This is a genomic window from Levilactobacillus yonginensis, assembly GCF_003946265.1.
Classification (GTDB): domain Bacteria; phylum Bacillota; class Bacilli; order Lactobacillales; family Lactobacillaceae; genus Levilactobacillus; species Levilactobacillus yonginensis.
This window is the reverse complement of record NZ_RHNO01000029.1, coordinates 1-25,026: the sequence shown is the minus strand read 5'-3', so window position 1 is coordinate 25,026 and position 25,026 is coordinate 1. Positions and strand designations below refer to the sequence as shown.

Below are 25,026 nucleotides of genomic sequence, written 5' to 3'. Positions count from 1 at the left end.
GGAATGCCTCCTGTGATGTTTTCTGTGGTTACTAAATATCATAAGGGAAGGCATTCCCTATTTCTATACAATTCAGAAATCTTTTATGCATTTACACAAGATATTTTACGCTCTCGCTAAATTGAGTTGGTGATACTGATTAGATATGATATTCTTAATTCGGGTCATGAAGATACCTCTTTCTTGTTTGTGGTGAATTAAGAATAGGTCTTCATGGCCTTTTTGACTAGTCTGAATAAAGAACTGGTCTAGTAGAGCAGGTGTTGCACTTCAATTTTAAATCGAGGAAGAATTAATACCATAATATTTTTACTCTAAATTGAAGATAGCCTCTACTTGGTAAGTAGCTCACAAATAAGACTATATCTAAAGTATGAAAAGAGATTGTTAAATATGAATTTTGACAATATAACAGAAAAGCTTGAACATGCTTTTGACGTAACCCAAATACCAAAACAAGACACCTGTGTATTATGGGCTAGTCTCAGCAGTGATTTGCTTTGGAAAAAAGCGGAAAGACAGGTAGCTTACCCTTTATATGGGTCACTCATTTTTAAAAACAAGCAAACCCAAGAAATCGGTCATTATGATAGTACAAATGATTCTTTCCACATGGCTACATTATATTATTCAAATGGTGATTGGAGTTTATTAGACTTTTCAACAAAGTATTTAACATCAAATAAGTTTAATTTGGTTTCTCTATCTGCTTGTCCTGTTCAAGTTGAAATACCAGAGTTATCTAATATTGAGCCTAACAATACAGAAGAAATCGAAGATAATTTAAAACTGATTTCTGAAATTTCAATTGAAACAGACGACTACAAGTATACTTTCATACCAGAAAGTATACATTGCTTTCCTAACTCGCAAAATTCTAAAGAGTTAACTGAACTGGAAAGGTCCCTGCATATCTAATCGCCAAGTGTGATGTAGCTTAAGGTTATGTCACACTTTTTTGTTTTTTAATTACTGTTACTAGAACAATTCACACTAAAAATAAAAGTTACTCTTGATTGATCATACAGCCGTTAGGCAATTGATATTTATATTGTGCCTTTGCTCAATTTGAAAGTGACCCGTTCTTCCCCCGTACACGAGAAGACAAAAGCTATGACAGAGTTTATATTTTTATTTAAGTAAGGGCCAACCAAAAACTTACACAAATACAATTAGAACATAAACTACTTCAGCAAGGAAAGTATCATGACCGCAACTCCCAATATACCCAAGACGATCCGCACTTACAACATGACTTTAAGCTTTATCAGGCAGGCATGAGTGACATTGATGTGGACCGAAATACAGGGATCAAGAGGACAACTTTTATTCGATATCGTAAAAAACTTAATATCAAGAGATAGGACACTTAGCTAGCACATGCTAATTATTCATGAATATAAAACATATGTATCATTTGCAAATATATGTGCTATGCGTTATTATACATGTAGTGATATTTATTAAGCTTACTTAGCATGTATGAGGAGGGACACTAATGGAAATTATTACATTTTCAGCTATAAAAGGCGGCGTTGGCAAAACTACCCTAGCTTTTAATTATGGTGAGTGGTTAGCAAAAAATGGCAAGCATGTTTTATTTATTGACTTAGACCACCAAAGTAATTTAACCCAGACTTACAACATTTACGACAATCAAGACACCGTTGGCAACATTTTCTTAGATCGAGGGAAAGTCAAAATACATGAAATAAGTGCTTATATTAGTATAATTGCCGGAGATATGCACCTTGACGATATTGAGCGTACCATTGAAAATAAGACTAACAAAAACATGTTCCTCTACATGTGGTTGTCAGATAATTATGAACGTTTAAATTTAGGAAAATTTGAGTATATTATTTTAGATTGCCACCCAGATTTTTCTACTGCTACCAAAAATGCAGTCATCATCAGTAATGCTATTCTTAGTCCAATCACGCCCAGTGAACATGGGTATAATGCAAAATTTAACCTAGAAGAAAGAATTAACGAGTTACGCAAAGAAGCCATTGATTACTCTACTAGAAAATCTTATGTCACGACCAAATTATTTTTTATCGCCAACATGATTAAACACAACACAAGATCATCTCGCGAGTTATTAAAAGCCTTAAAAGGCGATCCCAGTGTATTGGCTACAGTTCCAGAAAAGGAGCTATTCAATCGTTCAACGTTGGATAAAAAATCTCTTTCAAAAATGGCTGAAGACCACAAAACATATATTGATCAACATGAATTTTTCGACAGTATGGACAAAACATTTAATGAAATCACGGAAAAAGTATAAATATTTCGTACACGTATCAATCACATGTATACTCAATACGTGTGCGTGTAAATTATAAAGGAGGACTACCTATGGCATTCGATCCAGAGAATAAAAACATAAAAAAGGCACTACAAAAAAATGAAACAGAACAGCCAACTGATACTAAAGATAAACTTGTTATTCCTGTTTTTAAAGATGAAGAGGAACGTACTAAGAACTATACCTTTTCACTTCAACCTAGCGCACGCAAAAGACTTGACGGTCTGGCCAAAGAACATAATTTTAAGTCTGCCTCCAAATTTTTAAATGAGCTTATAAAAAATATGTGATGTCACTTTAAGGGGGGAGTCGTTATGGGAATTTCAATAAGTGTTATATTTTTGTTTGCCAGCCTTATTATCTTTTGGATAGTCCCAGCCATTGGAATTGCAAAAAATCACCTGGTAGATGACCGCTTTTTTATTCGACAGTGGTTATTTCCAATGCAGTATTGGTTACAGCTATTATTTGAAAGAATCAGCGGTAACCGTCGTATTGTCGTAAGAATTTTACAGATAATGTCTCTGTTTATCACGTATTTTTGCGGGTTACTTATGCTCATGATTTTCAGTGTTTTTGATGGAAATTTTCTTAAACACCCCGAAGCATTTTTACTTTTCGAATATTTACTGTTATCTTCTATCGCTTACTGGTTTCAACCAAAAGCTGGCAAAGTATACAAGACCAAATAAAGTTGCCGCTTGGTAAGCACTATGCTAGACTAAAACTAATTTAACAACCGAATAAAGAGATCAAGCTAAACAGAAAAATCCCCGATTCACGAGGAATCAGGGATTTTGGGTTTAGCAAGTAGCTATAAGGCAGCTACTTAGGTTCAGTCGATTTTCACCGCCAAGTTAAAATCGACTGAACATTGTTCTTAATTTGTAGGTTAATTATACCGCAAACCAGTCCCCAAGGACAAGTTAAGGATAGTTAAAAACAAATTAAAGTCAATGGACTAAGTAGCTAACCAGAGCTATTTAGTCCATTTTTTGTTGTTAGAACTTAAAAAAGTTGCCGACTGGGCAACTCACAAACAGACACATGCTGGTAAATTACAAAGCATTCATTTAGCCGTGAGGCTTTGTAATTCAGTTAAAGCATATCAGATTTGTATTGTAATGCAAGTCGAATGTTTTAGCAACTCTCTTTCGAGACAGTATGTGTCAGTTGAGAAGGGAAGTTTTATAATGAATCAAACTAATTTCAATTTTATTGAGTCGGAAAAAGCTTATGCAACTCGTTTTTTCCAATTCCCACAGGTTTTAATTTATGGATCTCAATATAAGACATTAAGTGATAGTGCAAAATTAGGATATATGATTTTACACGATAGACTAGATTATTCATTGAAAAACAACTGGGTTGATGAAGATAACCGGGTTTATTTCATTTTTACAAATCAAGAACTAACAGATCTTATGGGCTGGTCAAAAAAGAAAGTGATTAGGGTAAAAAATGAACTTGAAAACCAAGGATTATTATTTCAGAAAGCCATGCACTTTAATCCCAAAACTGGTAAAAATGAACCAAATAGATTGTATTTAGCAGATTTAGAAGTTACGGCAACAGACATTTATACAAAATCTCGGCAACAAGAGCCACGAACCCTTGGTACACGCGAAAGTGTCAAAACGGAACCTTCGCGTAAGTTCGTTAAAACCCTTGATACACGCGAAAGTGTCAAAACGGAACCTTCGCGGAAGTTCGTTAAAGATAAACCACAAACCCTTGATACACGCGAAAGTGTCAAAAAGAGTCACAATCTAGACTATACTAATAATTTAGATACTAATAGATATAATATAGATACTCAAAAGTTGGACTTTTCCACAGCCCAATTCTCACCAGCAGAACTAGAAAAGCAAAACAAGGATTTGGTGAACCATGCTAATGATTTCTTAACTGATGAAGATAGTGGCTTACCCGTTTTCTTAGAACCAGAAGCTGTGCAACTACTTAGTTTTTGGTGCCGAACTCCGCAACAAATGCGGCGCTTCATTGGCATTATCTTAAATGCTAAGTACCGAGTTGAAAAGGATCATCAAGATATTGGCGTCATAATCCCGCTTGACGACGAAGAACTAAAACCTTTGATGACTAAAGCCTTAAGACGCTACTTTAACGCCCTAAGAAGCAATGAGAAGCATATCAAGAACGTGGAGAACTACTTATACGGCACCATGCAAAACCTATTTGGGATTTGGTGGAATAAACAAGCGGCTAGAGAATATGCGGCTAAAAACCCCGAAGAACAGAACACTGACAATGGGCGTTCTTGGAATTAAACGTCACATGGACTCATTTAAGCCGTTTTAAGTGTTACATGCATAATTATATTAAAATCGTTTTAAAATCGCTTAGAAGCAAAAATAGGCACCTTGAGTGGCTGAATTGCCGATGACTGAACTAAGGGAATGTGAAAGGAACTTTTTAAATGGCCAAATCCAGCAAAGAAGTCGAAACAATTGAGCAATTGCTGGCTGACCCATGGGCAGTCGATATTCAAGGCATTTGGGAGCAAGCAGCCCATAATCCAGATCCTGATAAACGCAAGCTGTTTGACGCATTACACACTTACCTCTTAGATAAGCGCCAAGAGCAAATTATCAACGAAAAGCATTTTGTGATTTAACATGGACAGGTCAAATAATCAGTGACTGAAATAGAAAGGAGGCACAAAATATGGCTAAAACTCGAACATATATGGACAAGTATAAATTCACAGCTGCAGAAAACCAACGGTTTGCCCGAGCAAACTTTACCAAGTTAGTGCATACTAATGCTCGTTTTGAAGGCGTTAATACCACTTTGCCACAAACACAAACTATTATGGACGGTATGAGCGTAGCAGGAGTACCTGTTGAAGATGTTTTGACGATTGTTAATTTAAAGCGTGGGTGGCAATATATCACTGCTCAAAATTCCCCTTTAACGTTAACCATGGAAAAACAAATCAACAAGATTGTGGCAGCGGAAGACGCCTTAGTACCGGGAGAATTACGGCAAGGGAAAGGAGGAGTTGATTTAGGTAGTGAAGACTTTTTTGAACCACCTTTAATTAACGAAAAACAAGAACAATCCTTTTTACAAAAAATCTTGGCTGATCCACGAATGACGATTACTGATAAAGCATTGACTGTCATGTATCATAATATGCGCCAACAAATCTTTTGGGACGGAAACAAAAGGACGGCAACTTTAAGTGCCAATAAAATTATGATTGACGGTGGTGCAGGCTTAATCAATGTGCCATTAGATAAGTGGGATCAATGGAACGAACTAATTGCCAATTATTATCAGACTAATGACATGACTAAAATTAAACAGTGGACATATGATAATGGTATTCAAGGATTACAAATTCGAGCAAACAAAAAATTAAGTGCTAATGAATTGAACCAGATGTACAAGCAACTAAAAAAACGGATAAATTAGAACTTAAATTAGTTGAAGACGAGATTAGTAAGAGAACCCAAAACCATCTCAAAGACTTTGCTAAAAACAATCTAGAAGTTAAGCCAAAAAATAATCCTGAAAATAAAAACGATCGGCCTAGTTATTAGGTTGATCGTTTTTGAGTTTATTTGGTTTATGGGCGTTAACATAGTCAGCAAATATGTTTAAAAGCTCTTCGGTTTGTTCAACCGAGAGATTATCAGCTTGAAAGTATTTTTCGAGCAAAGCCCCTTTTTGAATTAATCGGCGAGAACGGGCTTTGCGTGCTTGCCGATTTTCGTAGTATTTAGATTGCCGTAATTTAAAATCTTCCCGCTCAATTTTTTGTTTTAAACGCGCTTGTTGCTCAACTAATTTTTCATATTGATTAGGCATAGTCATTACCACCTAACTATTATTGGTTATTTTGAGCTTGATTTAAAAAGGCGACAACTTTTTTAGCAATCATTTTAATCTGTGGAGTGGTCAGTGTTGCATAATCTAAGTTGGCCGATCTAATGATTTGCTTACCGAGGTTTTGTTCAATCTTATTTTTTTCAGCTTTAATCTTTTGATTAAGCTGTTTTAATTTAGCTTCTTGTTTTTCTAAGTTACTTTGAGACATAACAATCCCTCCAATCATATTAAAAAATAATCACGGACACTATATCATACAGAGAACGTTAAGTCAAAGGATAAAAGTTGAAATAGCGAAGCGGAAGGCATACACTAAAAGTGAATTCAGGAGAATCAGCAGGCCGAGTGGAACGAGGTCAATGCGCACTTACACATAGAATAAATTCTATGTTGTGCTAACCCCCAAAATCCTGTATCAGAAGTCGCCGATGGCGACAACAAAGTCAAGCCCATAGAATCAAAGTAAAGAGGTGACTAACATGGCAATATTTCATATGAATTTTAGTAATATTAGTGCTGGTAAAGGACGCAGTGCCATTGCCAGCGCCGCCTATAGAAGTGGTGAAAAATTATTTGATAATCAAGAAGGCCGCCACTATTTTTATGCCCGCTCGGTTATGCCAGAAAGCTTTATTTTAGCCCCAAAAAACGCACCAGCATGGGCCAGTAATCGAGAACAATTATGGAATGAAGTTGAAAAGAAAGATCGTAAATCAAACTCACGGTATGCAAAAGAATTTAACGTGGCTTTACCGGTAGAATTAAGTGAATCCGAACAGAAAGAATTACTGACAAAATATGTGCAAGAAAATTTTGTCGATCAAGGTATGGTAGCTGACGTAGCAATTCATCGCGATCACCCAGACAATCCGCATGCACATGTGATGTTAACCAATCGCCCATTTAACCCCGATGGTAGTTGGGGATTAAAAGCAAAGACGCAGTACATTAAAGATGAAAATGGCAAGCAACTTTTAACCAAAAGCGGGTTTCCAAAACAAAGAAAAATTTGGTTGGTTGATTGGGATAAAAAGGAAAAAATTAATGAGTGGCGGCATAATTGGGCATTGAGTGTTAATCAGTTCTTAGCACAAAAAAATATTCCGGATCGGATCAGTGAAAAATCGTTTGTCGATCAAGGGATTCAAGAGACACCTACCCAACACGAAGGCATTAACAGCCAAAGAAAAAATCGAAAAGCATTTAATCAACAAGTTAGAGCGCAAAGAAACGCTCAAGCTAAATATCATAATCTTGACGAAAAGATAAGAAATCATGAACATTTTGATGCGTTAACTGACGAGCTATCGTTCTCTGAAAAACACACAATTAGTCATCTAAGTCAGCAATTGAAAACCTATGTCGATTTAGAACATTTAGACGATAAACAGCGCATGCTATTTAATTGGAAAAACAGCTTATTAATCAAACATGCCATTGGTGAAGATGTAACCAAGCAACTGCTGACTATTGACCAGCAAACGACATCACTAGCACAAGCTAACCAGTTGTTAAATAAAGTGGTGGAACGAGCAACGAAAAAGCTTTATCCGGAACTTAATTTTGAACAGACAACCGCAGCTGAACGACGGGAACTGATTAAAGAAACTAATAGTGAACAAATGATTTTCAAAGGCAGTGAATTAAACGAACGTTTAATGAATATTCGAAACGACTTATTAACCCAGCAATTATTGACGTTTACCAAGCGGCCATATACCAGCTGGCAGTTAGTTAATCAGCAGGCCCAAACAATTGAGAAGCAATTAACCACGGTACTAGCCAAACATGGTCACCAGTTAGACGATTTGAAGCATACTGATCGGGGCATGCTAGCCGCTTATCAACCTAACGAACTCGAATTCATTTCTAAAGCGGTGAAAAATTTACGGGTCATGCGGGAAGTTAAAGCCGTAGTGCAAACCCAATACAACAGCATTCTAACGACTGCTTTTCCGGACAGTGACCTGGATAAGCTAGAGACGATTGATAAGGAGCAAATCTATACCGCTGTGGTTTACTATGACCCAGAATTAAAGCCATTAAGCGCCGATGATCTTAGTCAATTGCAACAGCAGCCACCGGTAGTCTTTACTAGTCAGCAACACCAAGCTGGTTTGAATTACCTGTTAGGTAAAATGGAATTAAAAGATATTCAGGATCATCGACTGCAACGGGTCTTAAAACATGATGGCACCCGGCAACTGTTTATCGGCGAATGTGGCCAAGATCCTAAGTTGGATCACAAACAAATTGAAATGGTGCAAGCCCGTTTGAAACAACAGACAACACGGTTTGATCAATATAAGCAAGCTCAAGTTAAGGACTATCAGGCCATTAATTACCACCCAACTAGCCCGAAAAACTACCTGACTAATATTTTTGACGAAGCCTTAATAACCATTTTATATGCGAAGAACACGGACTATCTAAGAAAGCAGCAACTACGTGGGCTAAAGGAGACCGAGTGGGAAATGACGAAAAAGCAACGGCAACACCAAACCCGGAACCGGCATGAAGATGGGGGCATGCACTTGTAATCTAAATGTAAAAAAATAAATGGTGTAAGCTACACCTTTTAGTGTTAAACTATGACTAAATTAGGAAAGGAGAACTTACATGTGACAGGCAATCAGGAATGGTACAGCCTAACGCAAGCTAATCATAAGCTGGGGCGTGGCCGAAATTATGTCAGCAACTGGATCAAACGACATCCAGAGTTCCCTGATCAATTTTTGCTTGGTTCAGGTACCAATAAATTAATATCTGATGAAGGGATAGAGTGGGTTAAAAACCACATAAAAAAAGAGGGCGTCCTCGTCAGCAGTAGAGTTGCTAACGGGGATCAGCACCTAGAAATACACCTTCTAGGTGTCACCCTCCTAATAATCCATTTTACCGGGCGGGTTAGGGGAAAGCTAGTTGTTTAATATTTCTAACCCAACAAACAACATAAGGAGGTGATTCAATGAAAGTAGAAAGCTGGCAAGGCATTAATGGCAAGCTAGTTCATGATGATCAAAAGGCGATTGTGGTTGATGATGACCAAGCATTGACTGATCCAAAACAGTTACAAGCAATTTTAGATCAAGATGGCCAGCCAATCGATGAAGTTCGTCGAGCAATGATTAAGAAGACCATTAAACGTCAGCTAAAAACTCCGCCATTAAAACTTAGGGGCTGGTTTAATCGCCATCAAGACAGTCAAAATGCTAAAAAGACCGAAAAATTGGTAAGTGATAAACCGACCCATCAATATAAGCAGATCAAAAACGAAATGACCTTTTTTGGTGAGAGCTTCTTAGAAGGTTTCTTAGGCTTCTATGGCTTAGAAGTTGATAACGCCTTAGGCCGTTATGAACATAATGTGCATGTCTTAGAGACCCAAGAGCTAGGTCAGTCAGAAAAGGAGTATTACTTAGCCACGAGTGAAAATGGCCACGTCAGATTAGCCACCGACCCATTACCAAGCCAGCACATTGCCGAGGAACAATTGAACAAGTTCTATCAGCGTGAGCCAGAAGAAACGCAGGCAGAACAAATTCAATTACGAACATCAGAAGACGATAGGAAGGAGGAATAACATGTCAAAATACAGAAAAATGAAAGCGCTAGCAACTACTGGAGCTACTGCGATTTATTTGGGCTTAATGAACGCCCAGGTTGTTTTGGCGGCGGACGGTGGCGAAGTTAAAAGCAAGCTAACCAGCGCTGGTAAGACGATTCAAGGTATTTTAACTGGTTTGGTCGTTTTAGTTGGGATTTGTGTCGCGCTATTTATTATTATCAAAAGAATGCCTGACGCAGATGATCCGCGAGAGAAATCAGAAGTTTATCACGCGGTTGGTCGGGTGGCTGGTTTAGTGGCCTTAGCGGCAGCCATTATCTGGCTATTACCTTGGGTTTACAGCCTATTCACTTAATTTAAAAAGGAGCCTGCCAAATGAAGAAAGGAAAAGAATTTATCTTCCCAGAGAACGTAGATAAAGATTACGGGATCTGGAAAGACTACACCTTGAAGGATTTTGGCTATGCGGCGCTGGCAGGACTAGTGGGCTTAATTTTTATTGCGATCCCACCCTATGGTCTGATCTTAGTCCTGATAAAAATAGTGATTGTTGTCTTAGCCATGACGATTGTCATGGCTATTTTAACAATTAGGCCAGTTGCGGCGCGGAAGAATATTAAAGTGCGGGATAACTTTAAGTTGAAACGCCACTATGCCAATGGTCAGAAACTGTTTTATTTAAAACCGAAGAAGCGAGGTGAACTAAATGCGTTTGAAGAAGAGCAAAACCGCCAATAAATCAGCGAAACTCGATTGGAATTACCAACCGCCTAAAATCAATGGTGGCAAAGAGACCATTGATGACATGAGCTTGGTGGTGGGTATGTATGGTAATTACGAAGTTACCAAAACCGGTAATCTCGTTGGCATTTTGGAAGTTAGTGGGATCAACCTTGATCTACTTAATGAAACCGAACAACAGGACGTTTTTGAGGACTATGGCGCGTTTCTCATGAGTACCTTAGGTGAAGGCGTTGATGACACGTTACAGTTCTTAGAGCCAACGATTCCCGTCAATATGACGGCTTATCTCAATGGTCTCAAACGGCGGTATCTCGCCTTACAAAAAGGCCACCCGGAGCAACAGTTCAAAATCCAGCTCATAGCCAGTTACTTGGATCACTTTACTAAAGTCCAAGAATCCAAAAACATGACAACTAAGCAACATCTGCTAATCGTTAAGGTGCCAATTAAAGACAAAAGTGTTAAGAGCTTAAACCTAGCGGTCACTCATTTAGACGAAAAGATCGAACAGGTTAAACGAGACATTGAAAATGCGTTAACGGATTTTGATGTGACGGCCAAAGTGTTGACTAGTCAAGAAGTCCAAGAGATTTTAAAGAACTTGATCAATTTTAATGGATAGGGGGAAACAAAATGAATTTTGGTGATAAAGTCATTGATTTGTTCATGCCAACCAAGAAAGAAAGTCAGCAAAATAGTGAACCAGCGGTTAATAAACAAAAACCGGAGGTTGAAGACTTTACCAAGCTGATTGATCGCGATAGCTTGCATTCACTATTCCCGTTTAGCTGGGAACAGTACCCCACCTACGTCCAGTCGGGTGAGAATTTTATTCGGGTGTTAGCGATCGCTGACTATCCTAAGAGGGTGTATGGCAATTGGTTATCAGAATTGAAGCGCAAAAAAGGCGTTATCGATATTGTGCAATATATCGACAGCGCCAGTAACAATTCAATGATTACCTATTACAAGAAGACGATTCAAAATAAGGAAGCGCAGAAGTTAAATACGTTCGACCCGTATAAAAAGAAGATTCTGCAAAATTATATTGATTCAGCCAACATGCAGCTAGATAAATACCTTGATAATTCTACCACATTTGTGTACCAACATATGCTCATTTATCTACGAGCTAACAGTTTAGCAGAACTAGATGACTTAACCGAGAACGTCAAGAACACCTTGATTAAGCTACAGATGAAGCCCTTAGTGCCCGTTAAAGCGACTTTCCAAGCATTTTGGTCAACCATGCCAATTAACGAGAATCTATTAGGTGATTACACCTATAAAGAAAGTAATACCGAAGTCGCCAGCAGTATGTTTCCCTTTGACGACGCGGAGATTTTGGACTTGAAGCCTAGATCTGATATTGAAGGGGTTAACAAAGATACCAACAGCTTAATTGCTGTAGATATGTTGGATCGCAACAAGACCCTAAATCAAAATCAAGTGATTATCGGGACCTCAGGGGTCGGCAAGACTACCTATATGATCCAAAAAATTTTACGCTATGCCATTCAAGACTATCAGCTCTACATTATTGATCCAGAAAATGAATATACCAAAATTGTCGAAGCCCTAGGTGGGGCAGTCTTGCACTTAACTTCTAATGCTAAGTACAAAATTAACCCGCTACAAATTTTTTCTGAAGAAATCCTAAGCGCTGATGAAGCGGTCATGAACCTTGATTTACTAGTTAAAGATAAAATTCAGCGATTAAAAGGGTTCTTTGAAGTCCTTAAAACCGGGATTACCCAAGTTGAGCTGGCAATTCTTGATGATGTGGTTAAACAGGCCTATGTCAACAGTGGTGTTTTGAAATACAGCCGCTTAAAAGAGATTAAAGACGATCAGTGGCCGACCTTATCCAATGTTTATGACGAATTGGAGAAACTGGCTGATAAAGATGAAGACAAATTTAATCGGGTCAAAGATTTTTACTATATCTTAGGCAGCTATACCCATGGTTCTAACAGCCTATTTGACGGGCACACCAACGTTAACCTAAAGGGAAAAATCATTTCTTTTGATCTAAAACCACTACAAAGTGAACAGGAAGTCCAATCAGCGGCTTATCTGAATACCTTCCAGTATTTGTGGGACGAAATCACCAAGGATCGGCATAGCCGCAAGAAATTGTTTGTCGATGAATTTCACTTTTTGACCTTGCATAAAGCGGCCGCCACCTTTTTCCATCAAGCATACAAACGTTTTAGAAAATACAATGCCGGGGCCATTGCCGGAACGCAGCAAATTCAAGATGTGATTGAGGGAACAACTGATACCGGGCAGAACATTGGTGAAGCCATTATTGGGAACTCCTACACCAAAGTGTTCTTTGGTCTTGACGGTAAAGGCGTTGATGATGTGATTACTAAGTTGCGTATGACGTTCTCGGATAAAGAAAAGAAGCTACTAGAACGTCGTAGACAAGGCGAAGCCCTGATGATCTATGGTAGCCAACGCGCCTTTATGCGCGTCGAATTGACCGAAGAAGAATTACGACTAATCGACCCAGAAGCTTACCAAGAAAAATACAACCGTGAGACAGCCATTCAACCGGATTATCAAAAGCGCGTGGTCTTAACACCTAGTGAGATTGACGCCTTGACCACTACCGAGGAGGAAGGAGGGACTTTAAATGAGTAAATCAAATCAGCTATTGAATATCGAGGTCGGGACGTTCAAGCGACAAGGGAACAAGTTAATTCTCGAACTCAATCACAATCAGTTTCGATATGACCAGTTGAGTGAGCTAAACGAATTAAAGCAAGCTGATGCCAATTTCTTGCAGTTGGTTAACGTGGTTGAGCAAGACCAAAAGGTCGTTTTAACTTATACGTTGCCAGATAAGGTCAGGTCATTAAAGGAATTACCACATGAGAATAAGGCAATCCGGGCGGCCATTGCGAAAGAAATCATGGCGCAAAAGGTGGTTGCTGATAGCCAGTATCATATTGCGTTAAATCCAGCTAATCTGTGGTATTACCCCATGCAACATGTTTGGTACGCCTATCGCGCCAATGAACTCATGCCTTATGATGACAAACATAGCAATTTAGCCAAATACAAAGCGCTGATTCTATTTTGCTTGACGGGGACGCCCTATGAACGGCTACTAAGCAATCCTAAAGAAGCCCTAGCTAAACACCCGGACGACTATTTACAACAAGTAGCTAAAGCTACGTCGTTAAATGAGTTAACGGAAGTGGTTAACGGCATTGAGGACTTTGTGAGCTATCACGAATGGCAGGAAGTTGAAACGGCCCAGCAGAAAACCAAACAACGTTTATGGTTGAGTATGGCCGGGGTGGCGATTGTGGCCGTTTTGGCCGTCGGCTTAGTCCATAAAAGTGACGAACGAAAGTATCAAAGCTTAGCTAACCAGAACCAAGTCCAAGTTACTCGTTTAAAGTACAATAACCAAATTCAGACAGCTTTAAACAATCACCAATGGTCGAAAGCAAAAAAGGCTATGCAGAAAGCTGGTTATAGCAAGAACAGTCAAGTTCAAACATTCTTAAAACACAAACAGTATCAGCAAGCCTTAAAGGTTGACCCAAGCCAGTTGAATAAGGTTGTCAACACGGCTTATGCCAACAAGGATAGCGGGCAGGTTGCCAAGTGGGAATTGCCAACTAAGGCGACAAGCAAGCAAAAAGACCAGTTGAAACTTGAAAAAGCCATCGTTAACTACGATACCAATACGCTCAATAACCAATTATCCTTTACGACGAACGCTGATGTTTTATTGAGAATGGGACAAGCCTTCCTAGCCCATAACGATACGCAAGACGCCCAGACCGTCCAAACCAAATTAGCTGGGGTGAACAGCCCTAAAGCCAAGTATCTCAAAGCGCTATTAAGCCTCAATGCCGCTAAGAACGAAGTTAGTGACGCCCAAAAGAAGTTAGATGACGCCAACAAGATTGATGGCAGTAAAGATAAGGATAAAGATAAGAAGGTGGATTCGGCTAAGTCGGACTTAAAGAACGCGCAGAGTGACCAATCAGCAGCGCAAAAACAAGTCGATCATGCCAAGCACAAAGTGGGTGATTAAATGCAGGTATTGTCATTTGAATATAAGAAAAAGAAGTGGAAATTGATTGCTTATATTGTGGGTGGCGCCCTTCTGCTAATCATCTTGCTAATTGCCGCGCTTACTGGTCAATTGCAAGAAAACAGTTGTGATAACTCAACCACTACAGAAACACAATTAGATAGTAAGAGCATGACGGAAAATGCCAAAAATATCTATGCGCACTGGAAACAGAAGTATGGTGCAACGCCACAAGCGGCAGCCGGTATCTTGGGCGTCTTACAACTAGAAAGTCGCCTTGATCCTAAGTCCGTCAATTCAAGCTCCGGGGCCACGGGCTTAGCCCAGTGGTTAGGCGGCCGAAAAGATAAGTTGGAGGACTTAGCCCATAAAGAAAACAAACCAGCGACCAATCTCGGGGTTCAGTTGGACTATCTCGATCAAGAATTGAACAGTAGTTACTATGCGTCAAACAAGCAGATCTTTAAATATACGGACGTGCACAAAGCGACGAAAGCCTGGTTAATGGATTATGAAGGCATGAGCAAGAACCCGGAACAATGGTATTTAAGCCAAAGATACGGTTATGCCGATCACTGGTATTCCGTGTTCGGGGCGAGTGATCCCGTGGCCGGTAATACGTTAGACAATGCGAGTTCCGGCGATCTGACCGATCTAGGTTGTGATAGTGACCCGAGCTATTCCGGCGGTAGTATCGTTAAAAACGCAGAAAGTATGAAAGGCGATTTCTACTATGTTCAAACCCACCCCAGCCCCAATTTAGGCAGTGATTTAAAGAATCCCAGCAAAACTGGTGGAACTGATTGTTCAGGCTTTGTCTGGTTAGCGCTTAATAAAGCTGGTTACAAGGTACCGGCCAACATGGGCTGGTTTACCGGCACGATGGCCAGTGACGCCAAAGGCAGCCATCAATATCTGAAACAGATCAGTGAAAATGACGCGAAAGCCGGCGATATTGTCATCGTCAATCAAGGTGCGGGAGCCGGAAACAACGGCCATACTGCCATTCTGCTAGGCAAATGGCAAGGCAAAGCCACCAAAATCATTGAACAAGGTGGCGTAGGCGACAAGGTTAACGAAAGCACCTTTGGCACCGCCTTTTATAGCTTACTAAGTGGTAGCGATGTAACGTTAGCCCGGCCAATCAAGAAGTAAGGAGGAACCAACAAATGAAGCGTAGCGTGGTTTTAAGTATTGCACTTGGTAGTTTGATCTTAATTATGTCATTAGGAACGAATGCCTATCAACATAGCCAAGTTAATCAGGCGCAACAACAGATTAGTCGGCTACAAAAACAGAAGCGCCAAGTTAACCAGCAATTGACTAAAACCAACCAACAAAAGCAGTTATTGAGCACCCAAATTGACAGTTATAAGACCTACCAAAATAATAAAGACAAAAGTCAGGCTGAACTTAGCTTTAATACGGTAGTCACCAAGTTCTTTAAGGTCATGAACAACTTTAAGCCCAAGACCTACGGACAGCGTAAAGATGGCGTGAAAGACTTGATTTCCGACAAGCTATATCAGCAATACTTTTCAAATAAGGGCACGTATGGTGATAGCAATAGTGTTTCAGCTAAGTTAAATCAACTGAACCTGTATACGCAAAGTAAGCAGGGGCAAAATATGAAAGGCTTGGCCGTTGTCAGTTACGAAAGTAAGAGTGGCGACAACGACTGGCAAAAGGCGACGGTACTTTATCAAGTGACTTTCGATACCACCACGGATCGAATCACCGCGGTACAAAATTTAGGTAGTAGTTTTAAAGCCAGTGACCTTAATTAAACGCGTTGGTAAAGCCCTAGCGGTAATCGTGGTGGTTTTAGCCGTTAGCGGGTTTGCTGGTCATCAATATGTCAATCACGTAGAAAAGCAGCGATCAATCGTGACGCTGGCTAAGCATTCTGATAAAGTTCTGTTCTTTTACCGTGATGATTGCCCGGATTGCCAAGCTATTTTCCACCAGATTTATTGGCATAACGTCATCAGTCACAACATCATTTTGATTAATATGAATCAACCGCAGAATCGGCATTACATTCAAAAATATCAGCTAACGGCGGTGCCAACCTTGATTAGTGGCAATCAACGGTATGTTGGTACCAAGCAGTCGCAAATTAAACGAATCGTAGGTGATTAGAAATGAAAGATAGAAGCATAGCTGTGATTAAAGCTAGTTGGCCGTATCTACTAACGCTAATCATTGGCTTGTATTTAGCGGAGATTTTAGCCGGAGCAGTCATGGCCTTGTCGCGCTATAAACTAACTTTTGCGGATCATATGCCAACGGTGTTAAAACAATTAGCTTTACACCCCTGGCATTATTACAACTTGTATTTGGGCCAAAAGAACCCAGTACTAATTATTGTCAGTGTCGCCGTGATCCTATACACCATCTATTTTGCCTTGAAACGAAATAGCAAACATAAAGCGTGGGAAACTGCGGACACTGAAACCCACGGGAGTGCGACCTGGGGTGATCTAAAAGAGTTGAGTGACCATTACTTTAGTATCAATGCCAAAGACCTCACCACAGCATTTAACAAGAGTACCAAGTCAGAAATTCTCAAATCATTAGTGGATCGAGAAAAGTCAGCGAAGGGGGCAGATTAACATGAATGGGACAATTTTAGGGATCGTGGATAAACGGATTGTTTACCAGAATAACAGCACCAAACCAAACCGGAATATCTTTGTGGTTGGGGGCCCAGGATCGTATAAGACCCAGTCAGTCGTCATTACCAACTTGTTTAATGAAACGGAGAACAGCATTGTCGTAACTGATCCGAAAGGTGAATTATACGAAAAAACAGCCGGTATTAAGTTAGCCCAGGGTTATCAAGTGCATGTCGTCAACTTTGCAAACATGGCGCATAGTGATCGCTACAATCCTTTTGATTATATTCAACGGGATATTCAAGCTGAAACCGTGGCAACAAAGATCGTCCAGAGTGAAAATGCCGAAGGTAAAAAAGACGTGTGGTTCAGTACCCAACGGCAACTTTTGAAGGCACTAATCCTGTTTGTCATGAACCACCGGTCACCAGAGCAACGAAATTTGGCGGGCGTAACGCAAGTCTTACAAGAAAACGATGTGGAAGCCGAGGAAAAGGGTGCAGATAGTCCGTTAGACACCTTATTTCTTGATCTAACCATGTCTGATCCAGCGAGACGCGCTTATGAGTTAGGTTTCAAAAAGGCCAAAGGGGAAATGAAAGCCAGCATTATTGAAAGCCTGTTGGCGACCATTTCGAAGTTCGTCGACAAAGAAGTGGCCGATTTTACCAGCTTTTCAGATTTTGATTTAAAAGAGATTGGCAACGCCAAAGTTGTTCTATATGTAATTATCCCCGTCATGGATAACACTTATGAAAGCTTCATCAATCTGTTTTTCTCACAATTGTTTGATGAATTATACAAATTAGCCGCCGATCATCACGCTAAATTGCCCCACCAAGTCGACTTTATCCTTGATGAATTTGTCAACTTAGGAAAATTCCCAAAATATGAAGAATTTTTAGCTACCTGTCGGGGGTACGGTATTGGCGTGACGACCATTTGTCAGACCTTAACCCAGCTCCAAGCTTTGTATGGCAAGGATAAAGCCGAAAGTATCTTAGGTAATCATGCGGTTAAAATTTGCTTGAATGCCGCTAATGACGTGACCGCTAAATACTTTAGTGATTTGTTAGGTAAATCGACCGTAAAAGTGGAAACCGGTAGTGAGAGTACCAGTCATAGCAAGGAAGAAAGCCACAGCAAGAGCGATAGTTACAGCTATACGAGCCGTTCGCTCATGACGCCCGATGAAATTATGCGTATGCCCGAAGATCAGAGCTTATTAATCTTTAGTAATGCACGGCCGGTCAAAGCTACAAAAGCGTTCCAATTTAAACTATTTCCAGGGGCTGATCATTTGGTTAACTTGTCACAGAATGAGTATCAAGGCCAACCAGAAGCCAGCCAAGAAACCAACTTTAAGAATAAGGTAGATAAGTGGAATCAGACGGTTAAAGCACAACACCAAGCAAAAAAAGACGATCAAACAACCGATGACGAAGAAGACAAATTGCAGGACAATATCGATCAAGAATTAGAGTCTAGACATAAGAAGATGCTTGGATAATGGAGGACATATTAATGAAAAAATATCGGAAATATATAATCGCTGTGATGACAGTGTTGCTGATTGTTGTTGGTCTTACCGCTTGTGGGAAGTCTACAGCACAGGATTTGCAAAGTCACCAGTGGACGTTTGCTTCTAGCAAAGATAATGGTATGGCCGCTACTGCAAAGTTTTCAAAAAGCAATCTAACACTTACCCAAGCGGGATTTAGTGAAGTGTATGAGTACAAGTTGCTTGAAAGCAAGGGCAATGAACAAATTAAGTTCATTGGTAAAAATAGTGTTTCAGGTAGCACAGAAACACGACTGTTTAAGATTAAGAAGCAATCAGACAAATATAAACTAACACCAATTAACACACTAGCTAAAAGTGATACTGGTACAGTCTCACTTATTCCCAAATAGACAAAGGAGGGATTTAAAATGACAAATATCATTCAATCAGCTATTACACACTTTTTTGAATGGGCATTATCTGGTTTGTTGGACGGTTTATTCAACATCTGCCAGGCCATTATTGACCAAGCCAATCAAAGCTTGCCAATTGTTAAAACGTGGTATGCCATCTTCCTGTCCTTTGCGACATCGTTAGTCGTTGTGGTCGTCCTTGGCCGCATTGTGATGACAATTCTAAAAGAGGCAGATGAAAGTACCGATGTTACTTGGGCTAATATCATCATGGACGGGATTAAATCAGCGGCCGTGATTCCGGTTTTCGTGTTTTTACAGGGCTTTATTCAAGGTTCAATTACCTTGCCCCTGCTAAAGTATATGTTTAGTTCTGATCAGAAATTCACTGCTAAATCAATTACCGGCATGAATAAAGTTCCTGGGCTAAAAGATGTTGGCATTTCGCTACCCTTACAGATTTTGTTTCTGCTAATCTTCACTGTCGTAACCGTCGTGTTCTTTATCAAGATGTGTGTGTTTGTGGCTGATATGGCTTGGTATAACCTGACAATTCCTTTAGCTGCAATGAGCATGGCGACTGAAAGCTTTGATTATAGTGGCACGTGGTGGAAGAAGTATATTTATTACAATGCCTCCATTATTAGCCAGGTGCTTTGTATGTCATTATCAGTATGGTGTTTCACTAATATGGCTAAATACGGGTTTATTGCTTTTATTGCTTCAATCGGATTCGGTTTTCTGGTGGTCAAGACACCTGACGCCGTTAAAGACTTTTGGGCTTCAACTGGTGTGACTAAGAGTGCTGGTATGGGTGCCATGAGAATGTTTCAAAATTATTTCCGTAGCCACTAGGAGGGAGAAATAGTTATGAAAAAAATCGCACACTGGTTATTGGAAAAAGCCAAAAAGGATATGCGAACCGACCCTTTTACAACACCTTCCCGGCGGACTAAGCTGTCTTACTATTTTGATACCTTAGTTAGTATGATCTTCTATTTGATGGGAATTTACCTCATGTTAATGGATTTATACCAAGAGCTTTTCACGGCGAACCATACCGATTTTTTAGGAACTGCGCTAATGGCCTTAGTTTTACTGCTGGGTGGCTTATTATTCCGTTGGTCAGCCTATGCAGATCTCAAAGCCATCAACCGGTATCAACATTATTTGAAGCAACAATCGATAGAGCAACAACAAGCATTACGCCGGCAAGAATGGTTAAAGTCGGCTGAACAAGGCAAAACAGAATTAGATCAAAAATTGAATCACAAGGAGTGAACGAACATGACCACTGTTATCTTAGCTGAAAAACCCAGTCAAGCCCGTTCATACGTCCAAGCCTTTCAAAAGAGCACAAAAAAACAGGGTTACTATACGGTTAGCGACCCTGTTTTGCCCGATAATACGCTTGTCACGTATGGTCTCGGACATTTAGTTGAACTAGCCACACCGGATAAATACGATCAGAAATACCAGCAATGGGCCCTATCTAATTTACCGATTTTCCCTGATAAATACAAGTTTGAAGTGTCAGCTAGTAAAAAGGATCAATACGGGATCGTCAAAGACCTGTTAACGAAAGCCGATACCATTATTGTCGCCACCGATAGTGGTCGAGAAGGGTCAAATATCGCGTGGTCGATCATGAACCAAGCGCATATTGATGTTAAGTCGAAAACGATTAAGCGCCTTTGGTTGAATAGCCTAGAAAAAGACGCGATTATTACCGGCTTTAAAAATCTTGGTGATTGGCACAAAGACTATTTGGCTTATAAAGAAGCCCAAACCCGTCAAATTAGTGACTGGTTAATTGGTATGAATGGCAGTCCTTTATATACTTTGTTATTAAGACAAAACGGGGTACGCGGGGTGTATTCGATTGGTCGAGTACAGACGCCAACCTTATATATGGTCTATCAAAGAGACCAGGCAATCAAAAACTTTAAGCCGGAACCCTATTTTGAACTAAATGCGGAAATTTTAGCCAATCAGCAAAAATTCGTCGCAAAATTAGACCCCTATCAGCAGTTTAAAGATGAAACAGGGCTAATGACATTCATGCAAGCTAAACACGTTCAGAAAGGTTCACAGGGCGGTTTAATCAAGGACGTGCAAAAGCAGGCTAAAAAGAGTGCCAGTCCCCAACTATTCTCGCTATCCAGTCTGCAAAGTGCCATGAACAAACGGTATCATGCCAGTGCCAGCCAAACCTTAGCGGCCATTCAGAGTTTATACGAAGCTAAATTTCTTAGCTATCCCCGAACCGATTGTGCTTATATCACTGATGAAGAATTTGATTATTTAGTGGCTAATCTGACGAAGTATCTGGGGTTAGTCTCTACGCAAGTCTCTTTAACCAATACCACACCAAACCAGCGTTATGTTAATGGAAAAAAAGTTGAAGAACACTACGCCATTATCATGACTAAAGTCGTCCCGACTAAAGATCAATTAGCTGCCTTACCTAAATTACAGCAACAGGTCTATGATTTGGTTTTAAGAACGACGTTAGCGATGTTTGCTGATCCTTACGAGTATGAAGAAACCATCATTATTACCCAAGTTGGCGACGCCAATTTTAAAGCAACGGGTAAGGTCCCAACTAAGCAAGGTTGGCAAGTTTTATTTGATGATCACAAAGTCGACCAGCAAGAGGCAGCCACCCTACCGATCGTTCACCAAGGCGACCAAGTTCAAGCAAATCTGCAAACGCCGCAAAAAGAAACGACCCCACCGGTACCCTTTACCGAAGGTACCCTAATTACGGCCATGAAAACCGCCGGCAAAACGCTTGATGACGAAGAAGCCCAGGCGATTCTCAAAGATGTGCAAGGCATTGGGACAAGTGCGACCCGGGCCAATGTGCTGGAAGTGTTAAAGACACGCGGCTACTTAGTTACTGAAAAGAATAAGTTGCACGTCAGTGAAGCCGGAATCACTTTATGTAAAGCAGTCGAACTCGAACCCTTGCTAACTAGTCCAGAAATGACAGCTAAATGGGAGCAAGCGTTACAGCAAATCAGTACCGAAGAACGCACCCCGGATAACTTTTTGAGCCAAATCAAAAAGTTCGTGGCAAAGTTGATCGCTGATGTTCCCACGCAATTGACTGGCAGTGCAGCCATTAAGCAACAAATCGATCACCAACAGCAAGCGCAAAAAGCCGCCGAAGTTTTCTTAGAAACACCGCAAGCGACCGTTTTAAATAAACAGAAGTTTTACATTGTGAAGCCCAAGCAAGGTGAAGATTTTACCTTACCTAAGAAATGGAGTAGCAAGACGCTCGGGAAGACCGCAATTAAAGCGTTAGTTACCAAGGGTGAAACCAGCAAATTAAAGGGTTTCAAGAGCAAAAAGGGGAAGTCGTTTGACGCCAAGTTAAAGCTTGACGGCCATAAATTAAGTTTTGATTTTGATTAGAACCTGCCTACCGCCCTTCACGTTGTTCCGGTTGGTGAACCCGTCATTTAGGTTTACTTCTCAAAAACCAAAAAGTGAACCTAACCAACGAGTGTAATTGTAAAAGAAGGAGGATATATCATGAAAAATGAACTGGAAGCATTAGCAAGCGAATTACCTATTTTGACGGATAAAAGCAGTTATAAGTACCTATCAGAAGTTGCGGGTAATGGCAAATATATTCAAGTTGCGTGGCAAAAAAAGAAGGCCGAATATTTAGCACTTTACGGCACACAATCTATCAAGTTACCCCAAATTGATAATTCTGTAGAGTTTGTAGACGCCGAGGAGGGTTAATCATGCCAAGTAAAGTTGAAACTGAAAAATGGAAAAGGCAGCTTGTCGAAAATGCCGAAAAAGAAATTTTAAAACTAACTGATAGTGAAAAATTTAAAAGTTATCTTAATACCGTAGCAAAGTTCCACCGGTATAGCCAGCGTAATATTGACCTTATCTATTCTCAAAATCCAAACGCTGGTCAAGTTGCGGGCTTTAAAAAATGGCAGACTGATTTTAAACGATCAGTAAATAAAGGAGAAAAAGGGATCAGGATTGCGGCTCCCATTATTAAAAAACTAACTCCAGAGGATCAGAAAAGACTTGATACGACTGAAGAAAAAGCCATAGTTGGTTATCGCTATATTCCAGTATTTGACATATCACAGACAAGCGGCGAACCAGTCCTAAGTGCTAAAGATTTTGTCAAAGAAAATTTAGTGGATCATAAAAATGTTACTAACCTGTACAATGAACTCAAAGATTATTTGAATAACAATACTGATATTAAAGTCAGTGAAAAAAGTCTGTCAGAACTTGGTGGCGCTAAAGGCTATTTTCAACCCAACACTAATGAAATCGTCATTGGCGGTGATGAACCGGACAACGCCTTAAAACTGAAGACGTTATATCACGAATATGCGCATAGCCAGCTACACGGCTTAAAATCAGCCTTCAAAGATCGGCCACGAGCCTATCAGGAAACCCAGGCCGAAGCGGTCGCCTATGTTGCCATGCAAAATATTGGCGTTGATACCAGTAACTATTCACTCGGTTATGTGGCTACCTGGGCGAAAGATAAAGCCGTGATCCATAGCGCTTTAAGTGAAATTCAGCAAGTTAGTAACAAAGTGATTGAGCTTAGTGACGGGTTAACCAAACAATTAGGCTTACAAGAAGCCCAAAAAGAGCCTGAGCATGATCTAAAAAAGCTATCAGCCCATGATCTTAATAAGTCCTATCAAGGCTTGCAACAACAAATTCAACAAACAACTAGTCCACAACAAAAAGCGCAATTAAAAAATCAGTTAAACGATGTGCACCAAGAAATTAGTGATCGAACTCAAAAACAACTGAAAGCATTTGCTAAACAGAATCCAGAAATTAAACAACCAGATTCTGAACCTGATCAAAGCCTAAAACGTTAGCCAGTTTTTAAGGGACATGCTATAATAAAGACAGAAAAAGGAAGCCCCGCTGGAACAGGACTTCCCATACAAGCCGCTTTAAAGGCGGTGGCCTAGATTACAAAACTACATTGTCGCCCTGTAACCGACCAAAGTTACGCAGGGCGGCTTTTTTATTTGTTCCTTTTGTCGATGTATGTTAGCAACGCCAAAATAAACATTGCAAACAGCAACATCAACGAGAGTGTCTGGAAGACGCTCATTGACTGTGAAACCTTTCTGAAGATTATTCCATGTTCCCATGGGCCTCACCTCGCAAGGGAAAAGACAGCCACCGCCCTTAAAACTTCTTGCTTGGTCTATTATACAGAAAACTTGTATAGGAAGAAATATTTCTTGTAACCAGTGTGTATTTTTTGCTTTAGAATGATTGAAATTTGTTTGATTAAAAAGCAATAGCTATGTAGTTGCTTGGACATTAAAGTGGGAGTGATATTTATGATAAAAGAAACACCAAGAAACATTGAAGAGTTGAAAAAGAAAGCAAATAATAAAAACAGTTGGCGTGAACGTTTGTCTGCTGTAAATGTTTTAAAAGAATATGATTGCAAGCAGTCTAAAGATATACTTGCTAGACTTGCTATAAATGACCCAGTGTTTAAAGTGAAAGAAACGGCGTTTCGTGCTGCTCAAGCATTAGGCGTAACCAGTCATGGAAAGCCTATTTATTTAGGTAAAGGAAAGAAGGGGAATCTGGTTAAGGGGATTAATAAAAAACTTGAAAAGGTTAGAAATTCATTGCCAGATGATTATTCGTTCGAAGATTTTAAGAGTGAATTTCAAAAAAAATATCCAAACGCATATGATGTTTATGAGGGTACTAAAAAAGATTTTGATGGTTGGCTTAAAAAATCAGAAGCAAATTTACCCCATAGAAAATAAAGAGGCTCTGGTGCAAAGTTTGCCTGGCAACTTCATTCTAGTATACTGAGTGACAAGAAACGAGGAATTGTGCGCATGAATTACTTTAAAGGACGCCACTTTCAACAGGATATCATTATAGTAGCCGTTGGCTACTATTTTAG

General features: G+C 39.9%; 30 protein-coding genes and 1 pseudogene. 28 read left to right on the top strand and 3 right to left on the bottom strand.

What is annotated here, in order from left to right; all coding sequences use genetic code 11:
- Nucleotides 1-393 precede the first annotated feature (393 nt).
- The 8 genes and pseudogenes from EKM87_RS11180 (at nt 394) to EKM87_RS11145 (ending at nt 5,752) form a co-directional block, all read left to right on the top strand.
- Nucleotides 394-918, top strand: coding sequence for a hypothetical protein (locus EKM87_RS11180; protein WP_125684784.1), 525 nt, complete (start codon nt 394-396; stop codon nt 916-918).
- Nucleotides 919-1,190: 272 nt separating this feature from the next.
- Nucleotides 1,191-1,364: pseudogene (locus EKM87_RS11175) on the top strand (recombinase family protein); the annotation flags it as partial.
- Nucleotides 1,365-1,498: 134 nt separating this feature from the next.
- Entirely contained in the window at nt 1,499-2,290 is a 792-nt protein-coding gene (locus tag EKM87_RS11170; RefSeq protein ID WP_125684782.1) for a ParA family protein, read from the top strand.
- Nucleotides 2,291-2,361: 71 nt separating this feature from the next.
- On the top strand, nt 2,362-2,601 hold the full coding sequence (locus EKM87_RS11165; RefSeq protein ID WP_010011603.1) for a hypothetical protein: 240 nt from the start codon (nt 2,362-2,364) through the stop codon (nt 2,599-2,601).
- A 24-nt stretch (nt 2,602-2,625) separates the two neighbouring features.
- Nucleotides 2,626-3,003 (top strand): hypothetical protein, encoded by a 378-nt coding sequence (locus EKM87_RS11160; protein ID WP_125684780.1) that lies wholly within the window; start codon nt 2,626-2,628, stop codon nt 3,001-3,003.
- Nucleotides 3,004-3,504: 501 nt separating this feature from the next.
- Complete coding sequence (locus EKM87_RS11155; RefSeq protein WP_125684786.1) at nt 3,505-4,602, top strand: replication initiator protein A; 1,098 nt, start codon at nt 3,505-3,507, stop codon at nt 4,600-4,602.
- Between the two features lie 149 nt (nt 4,603-4,751).
- Nucleotides 4,752-4,949: a hypothetical protein gene (locus tag EKM87_RS11150; RefSeq protein WP_125684778.1), complete on the top strand. Its 198-nt coding sequence runs from the start codon at nt 4,752-4,754 to the stop codon at nt 4,947-4,949.
- A 50-nt stretch (nt 4,950-4,999) separates the two neighbouring features.
- On the top strand, nt 5,000-5,752 hold the full coding sequence (locus EKM87_RS11145) for a Fic family protein (protein ID WP_125684776.1): 753 nt from the start codon (nt 5,000-5,002) through the stop codon (nt 5,750-5,752).
- Nucleotides 5,753-5,869: 117 nt separating this feature from the next.
- On the opposite strand, the gene EKM87_RS11140 is transcribed toward EKM87_RS11145, so the two are convergent.
- Nucleotides 5,870-6,148 (bottom strand): hypothetical protein, encoded by a 279-nt coding sequence (locus EKM87_RS11140; RefSeq protein ID WP_125684774.1) that lies wholly within the window; start codon nt 6,146-6,148, stop codon nt 5,870-5,872.
- 19 nt (nt 6,149-6,167) lie between these two features.
- Nucleotides 6,168-6,377 carry a hypothetical protein gene (locus tag EKM87_RS11135; RefSeq protein WP_125684772.1) on the bottom strand — a complete coding sequence of 70 codons (210 nt, stop codon included), beginning with the start codon at nt 6,375-6,377 and terminating at the stop codon, nt 6,168-6,170.
- Nucleotides 6,378-6,648: 271 nt separating this feature from the next.
- Here EKM87_RS11135 and mobQ point away from each other — a divergent pair, with 271 nt between their 5' ends.
- The 19 genes from mobQ to EKM87_RS11040 all read left to right on the top strand — a co-directional run bounded on the left by mobQ (nt 6,649) and on the right by EKM87_RS11040 (nt 23,962).
- Nucleotides 6,649-8,709, top strand: a complete 2,061-nt coding sequence (gene mobQ, locus EKM87_RS11130) for a MobQ family relaxase (RefSeq protein WP_125684770.1) — start codon at nt 6,649-6,651, stop codon at nt 8,707-8,709.
- Nucleotides 8,710-8,760: 51 nt separating this feature from the next.
- Complete coding sequence (locus EKM87_RS11125) at nt 8,761-9,099, top strand: hypothetical protein (protein ID WP_125684768.1); 339 nt, start codon at nt 8,761-8,763, stop codon at nt 9,097-9,099.
- A 38-nt stretch (nt 9,100-9,137) separates the two neighbouring features.
- A complete protein-coding gene (locus EKM87_RS11120) occupies nt 9,138-9,752 on the top strand; it encodes a hypothetical protein (protein WP_125684766.1) in 615 nt (204 codons plus the stop codon).
- A gap of 1 nt (nt 9,753) precedes the next feature.
- Nucleotides 9,754-10,092: a CagC family type IV secretion system protein gene (locus EKM87_RS11115; protein ID WP_056986310.1), complete on the top strand. Its 339-nt coding sequence runs from the start codon at nt 9,754-9,756 to the stop codon at nt 10,090-10,092.
- 20 nt (nt 10,093-10,112) lie between these two features.
- Nucleotides 10,113-10,475 (top strand): hypothetical protein, encoded by a 363-nt coding sequence (locus tag EKM87_RS11110; RefSeq protein ID WP_035457693.1) that lies wholly within the window; start codon nt 10,113-10,115, stop codon nt 10,473-10,475.
- On the top strand, nt 10,444-11,103 hold the full coding sequence (gene trsD, locus EKM87_RS11105; RefSeq protein ID WP_125684764.1) for a TrsD/TraD family conjugative transfer protein: 660 nt from the start codon (nt 10,444-10,446) through the stop codon (nt 11,101-11,103). The genes EKM87_RS11110 and trsD overlap by 32 nt, the downstream gene beginning before the upstream one ends.
- An 11-nt stretch (nt 11,104-11,114) precedes the next feature.
- The gene (locus tag EKM87_RS11100; protein WP_125684762.1) at nt 11,115-13,130 is read left to right on the top strand and encodes a VirB4 family type IV secretion system protein; all 2,016 of its coding nucleotides are present in this window, start codon (nt 11,115-11,117) and stop codon (nt 13,128-13,130) included.
- Nucleotides 13,123-14,541 (top strand): type VII secretion protein EssB/YukC, encoded by a 1,419-nt coding sequence (locus EKM87_RS11095; protein WP_125684760.1) that lies wholly within the window; start codon nt 13,123-13,125, stop codon nt 14,539-14,541. Before EKM87_RS11100 ends, EKM87_RS11095 begins: the two co-directional genes overlap by 8 nt.
- The gene (locus EKM87_RS11090) at nt 14,542-15,696 is read left to right on the top strand and encodes a phage tail tip lysozyme (RefSeq protein ID WP_060417625.1); all 1,155 of its coding nucleotides are present in this window, start codon (nt 14,542-14,544) and stop codon (nt 15,694-15,696) included.
- Between the two features lie 14 nt (nt 15,697-15,710).
- Nucleotides 15,711-16,328, top strand: a complete 618-nt coding sequence (locus EKM87_RS11085) for a SadB/YajI family lipoprotein (protein ID WP_125684758.1) — start codon at nt 15,711-15,713, stop codon at nt 16,326-16,328.
- Nucleotides 16,315-16,683: a thioredoxin domain-containing protein gene (locus EKM87_RS11080; RefSeq protein WP_125684756.1), complete on the top strand. Its 369-nt coding sequence runs from the start codon at nt 16,315-16,317 to the stop codon at nt 16,681-16,683. The genes EKM87_RS11085 and EKM87_RS11080 overlap by 14 nt, the downstream gene beginning before the upstream one ends.
- Nucleotides 16,684-16,685: 2 nt before the next feature.
- Complete coding sequence (locus EKM87_RS11075; RefSeq protein ID WP_125684754.1) at nt 16,686-17,156, top strand: conjugal transfer protein; 471 nt, start codon at nt 16,686-16,688, stop codon at nt 17,154-17,156.
- Nucleotide 17,157: 1 nt separating this feature from the next.
- Complete coding sequence (locus EKM87_RS11070; protein WP_063487323.1) at nt 17,158-18,669, top strand: VirD4-like conjugal transfer protein, CD1115 family; 1,512 nt, start codon at nt 17,158-17,160, stop codon at nt 18,667-18,669.
- 14 nt (nt 18,670-18,683) lie between these two features.
- Complete coding sequence (locus EKM87_RS11065) at nt 18,684-19,073, top strand: hypothetical protein (protein WP_056988740.1); 390 nt, start codon at nt 18,684-18,686, stop codon at nt 19,071-19,073.
- Nucleotides 19,074-19,091: 18 nt separating this feature from the next.
- Entirely contained in the window at nt 19,092-19,931 is an 840-nt protein-coding gene (locus tag EKM87_RS11060) for a conjugal transfer protein TrbL family protein (protein WP_064578783.1), read from the top strand.
- Between the two features lie 15 nt (nt 19,932-19,946).
- A complete protein-coding gene (locus tag EKM87_RS11055; protein ID WP_125684752.1) occupies nt 19,947-20,357 on the top strand; it encodes a hypothetical protein in 411 nt (136 codons plus the stop codon).
- A 6-nt stretch (nt 20,358-20,363) separates the two neighbouring features.
- A complete protein-coding gene (topB, locus tag EKM87_RS11050; protein WP_125684750.1) occupies nt 20,364-22,499 on the top strand; it encodes a type IA DNA topoisomerase in 2,136 nt (711 codons plus the stop codon).
- Nucleotides 22,500-22,619: 120 nt separating this feature from the next.
- Nucleotides 22,620-22,835, top strand: a complete 216-nt coding sequence (locus tag EKM87_RS11045) for a hypothetical protein (protein WP_125684748.1) — start codon at nt 22,620-22,622, stop codon at nt 22,833-22,835.
- Nucleotides 22,836-22,837: 2 nt separating this feature from the next.
- Nucleotides 22,838-23,962, top strand: coding sequence for an ArdC-like ssDNA-binding domain-containing protein (locus tag EKM87_RS11040; RefSeq protein ID WP_125684746.1), 1,125 nt, complete (start codon nt 22,838-22,840; stop codon nt 23,960-23,962).
- Between the two features lie 152 nt (nt 23,963-24,114).
- Here EKM87_RS11040 and EKM87_RS12680 read toward each other — a convergent pair whose 3' ends face one another.
- Nucleotides 24,115-24,177 carry a putative holin-like toxin gene (locus EKM87_RS12680; RefSeq protein WP_230083882.1) on the bottom strand — a complete coding sequence of 21 codons (63 nt, stop codon included), beginning with the start codon at nt 24,175-24,177 and terminating at the stop codon, nt 24,115-24,117.
- 262 nt (nt 24,178-24,439) lie between these two features.
- On the opposite strand from EKM87_RS12680, the gene EKM87_RS11030 reads away from it, so the two are divergent.
- The gene (locus tag EKM87_RS11030) at nt 24,440-24,883 is read left to right on the top strand and encodes a hypothetical protein (RefSeq protein WP_056949692.1); all 444 of its coding nucleotides are present in this window, start codon (nt 24,440-24,442) and stop codon (nt 24,881-24,883) included.
- Nucleotides 24,884-25,026: the final 143 nt, after the last annotated feature.

Excerpts from the sequence above, each read along its gene's own strand:
- EKM87_RS11040 (WP_125684746.1), top strand. The coding sequence starts at position 22,838 with ATGCCAAGTAAAGTTGAAACTGAAAAATGGAAAAGGCAGCTTGTCGAA.
- EKM87_RS11085 (WP_125684758.1), top strand. The coding sequence starts at position 15,711 with ATGAAGCGTAGCGTGGTTTTAAGTATTGCACTTGGTAGTTTGATCTTA.
- mobQ (WP_125684770.1), top strand. The coding sequence starts at position 6,649 with ATGGCAATATTTCATATGAATTTTAGTAATATTAGTGCTGGTAAAGGA.
- EKM87_RS11115 (WP_056986310.1), top strand. The coding sequence starts at position 9,754 with ATGTCAAAATACAGAAAAATGAAAGCGCTAGCAACTACTGGAGCTACT.
- EKM87_RS11150 (WP_125684778.1), top strand. The coding sequence starts at position 4,752 with ATGGCCAAATCCAGCAAAGAAGTCGAAACAATTGAGCAATTGCTGGCT.
- EKM87_RS11045 (WP_125684748.1), top strand. The coding sequence starts at position 22,620 with ATGAAAAATGAACTGGAAGCATTAGCAAGCGAATTACCTATTTTGACG.
- EKM87_RS11145 (WP_125684776.1), top strand. The coding sequence starts at position 5,000 with ATGGCTAAAACTCGAACATATATGGACAAGTATAAATTCACAGCTGCA.
- topB (WP_125684750.1), top strand. The coding sequence starts at position 20,364 with ATGACCACTGTTATCTTAGCTGAAAAACCCAGTCAAGCCCGTTCATAC.
- EKM87_RS11110 (WP_035457693.1), top strand. The coding sequence starts at position 10,113 with ATGAAGAAAGGAAAAGAATTTATCTTCCCAGAGAACGTAGATAAAGAT.
- EKM87_RS11155 (WP_125684786.1), top strand. The coding sequence starts at position 3,505 with ATGAATCAAACTAATTTCAATTTTATTGAGTCGGAAAAAGCTTATGCA.
- EKM87_RS11180 (WP_125684784.1), top strand. The coding sequence starts at position 394 with ATGAATTTTGACAATATAACAGAAAAGCTTGAACATGCTTTTGACGTA.
- EKM87_RS11125 (WP_125684768.1), top strand. The coding sequence starts at position 8,761 with ATGACTAAATTAGGAAAGGAGAACTTACATGTGACAGGCAATCAGGAA.
- EKM87_RS11140 (WP_125684774.1), bottom strand. The coding sequence starts at position 6,148 with ATGCCTAATCAATATGAAAAATTAGTTGAGCAACAAGCGCGTTTAAAA.
- EKM87_RS11135 (WP_125684772.1), bottom strand. The coding sequence starts at position 6,377 with ATGTCTCAAAGTAACTTAGAAAAACAAGAAGCTAAATTAAAACAGCTT.
- EKM87_RS11030 (WP_056949692.1), top strand. The coding sequence starts at position 24,440 with ATGATAAAAGAAACACCAAGAAACATTGAAGAGTTGAAAAAGAAAGCA.
- EKM87_RS11095 (WP_125684760.1), top strand. The coding sequence starts at position 13,123 with ATGAGTAAATCAAATCAGCTATTGAATATCGAGGTCGGGACGTTCAAG.
- EKM87_RS11060 (WP_064578783.1), top strand. The coding sequence starts at position 19,092 with ATGACAAATATCATTCAATCAGCTATTACACACTTTTTTGAATGGGCA.
- trsD (WP_125684764.1), top strand. The coding sequence starts at position 10,444 with ATGCGTTTGAAGAAGAGCAAAACCGCCAATAAATCAGCGAAACTCGAT.
- EKM87_RS11165 (WP_010011603.1), top strand. The coding sequence starts at position 2,362 with ATGGCATTCGATCCAGAGAATAAAAACATAAAAAAGGCACTACAAAAA.
- EKM87_RS11055 (WP_125684752.1), top strand. The coding sequence starts at position 19,947 with ATGAAAAAAATCGCACACTGGTTATTGGAAAAAGCCAAAAAGGATATG.
- EKM87_RS11070 (WP_063487323.1), top strand. The coding sequence starts at position 17,158 with ATGAATGGGACAATTTTAGGGATCGTGGATAAACGGATTGTTTACCAG.
- EKM87_RS11075 (WP_125684754.1), top strand. The coding sequence starts at position 16,686 with ATGAAAGATAGAAGCATAGCTGTGATTAAAGCTAGTTGGCCGTATCTA.
- EKM87_RS11120 (WP_125684766.1), top strand. The coding sequence starts at position 9,138 with ATGAAAGTAGAAAGCTGGCAAGGCATTAATGGCAAGCTAGTTCATGAT.
- EKM87_RS11065 (WP_056988740.1), top strand. The coding sequence starts at position 18,684 with ATGAAAAAATATCGGAAATATATAATCGCTGTGATGACAGTGTTGCTG.
- EKM87_RS11160 (WP_125684780.1), top strand. The coding sequence starts at position 2,626 with ATGGGAATTTCAATAAGTGTTATATTTTTGTTTGCCAGCCTTATTATC.
- EKM87_RS11090 (WP_060417625.1), top strand. The coding sequence starts at position 14,542 with ATGCAGGTATTGTCATTTGAATATAAGAAAAAGAAGTGGAAATTGATT.
- EKM87_RS11170 (WP_125684782.1), top strand. The coding sequence starts at position 1,499 with ATGGAAATTATTACATTTTCAGCTATAAAAGGCGGCGTTGGCAAAACT.
- EKM87_RS11100 (WP_125684762.1), top strand. The coding sequence starts at position 11,115 with ATGAATTTTGGTGATAAAGTCATTGATTTGTTCATGCCAACCAAGAAA.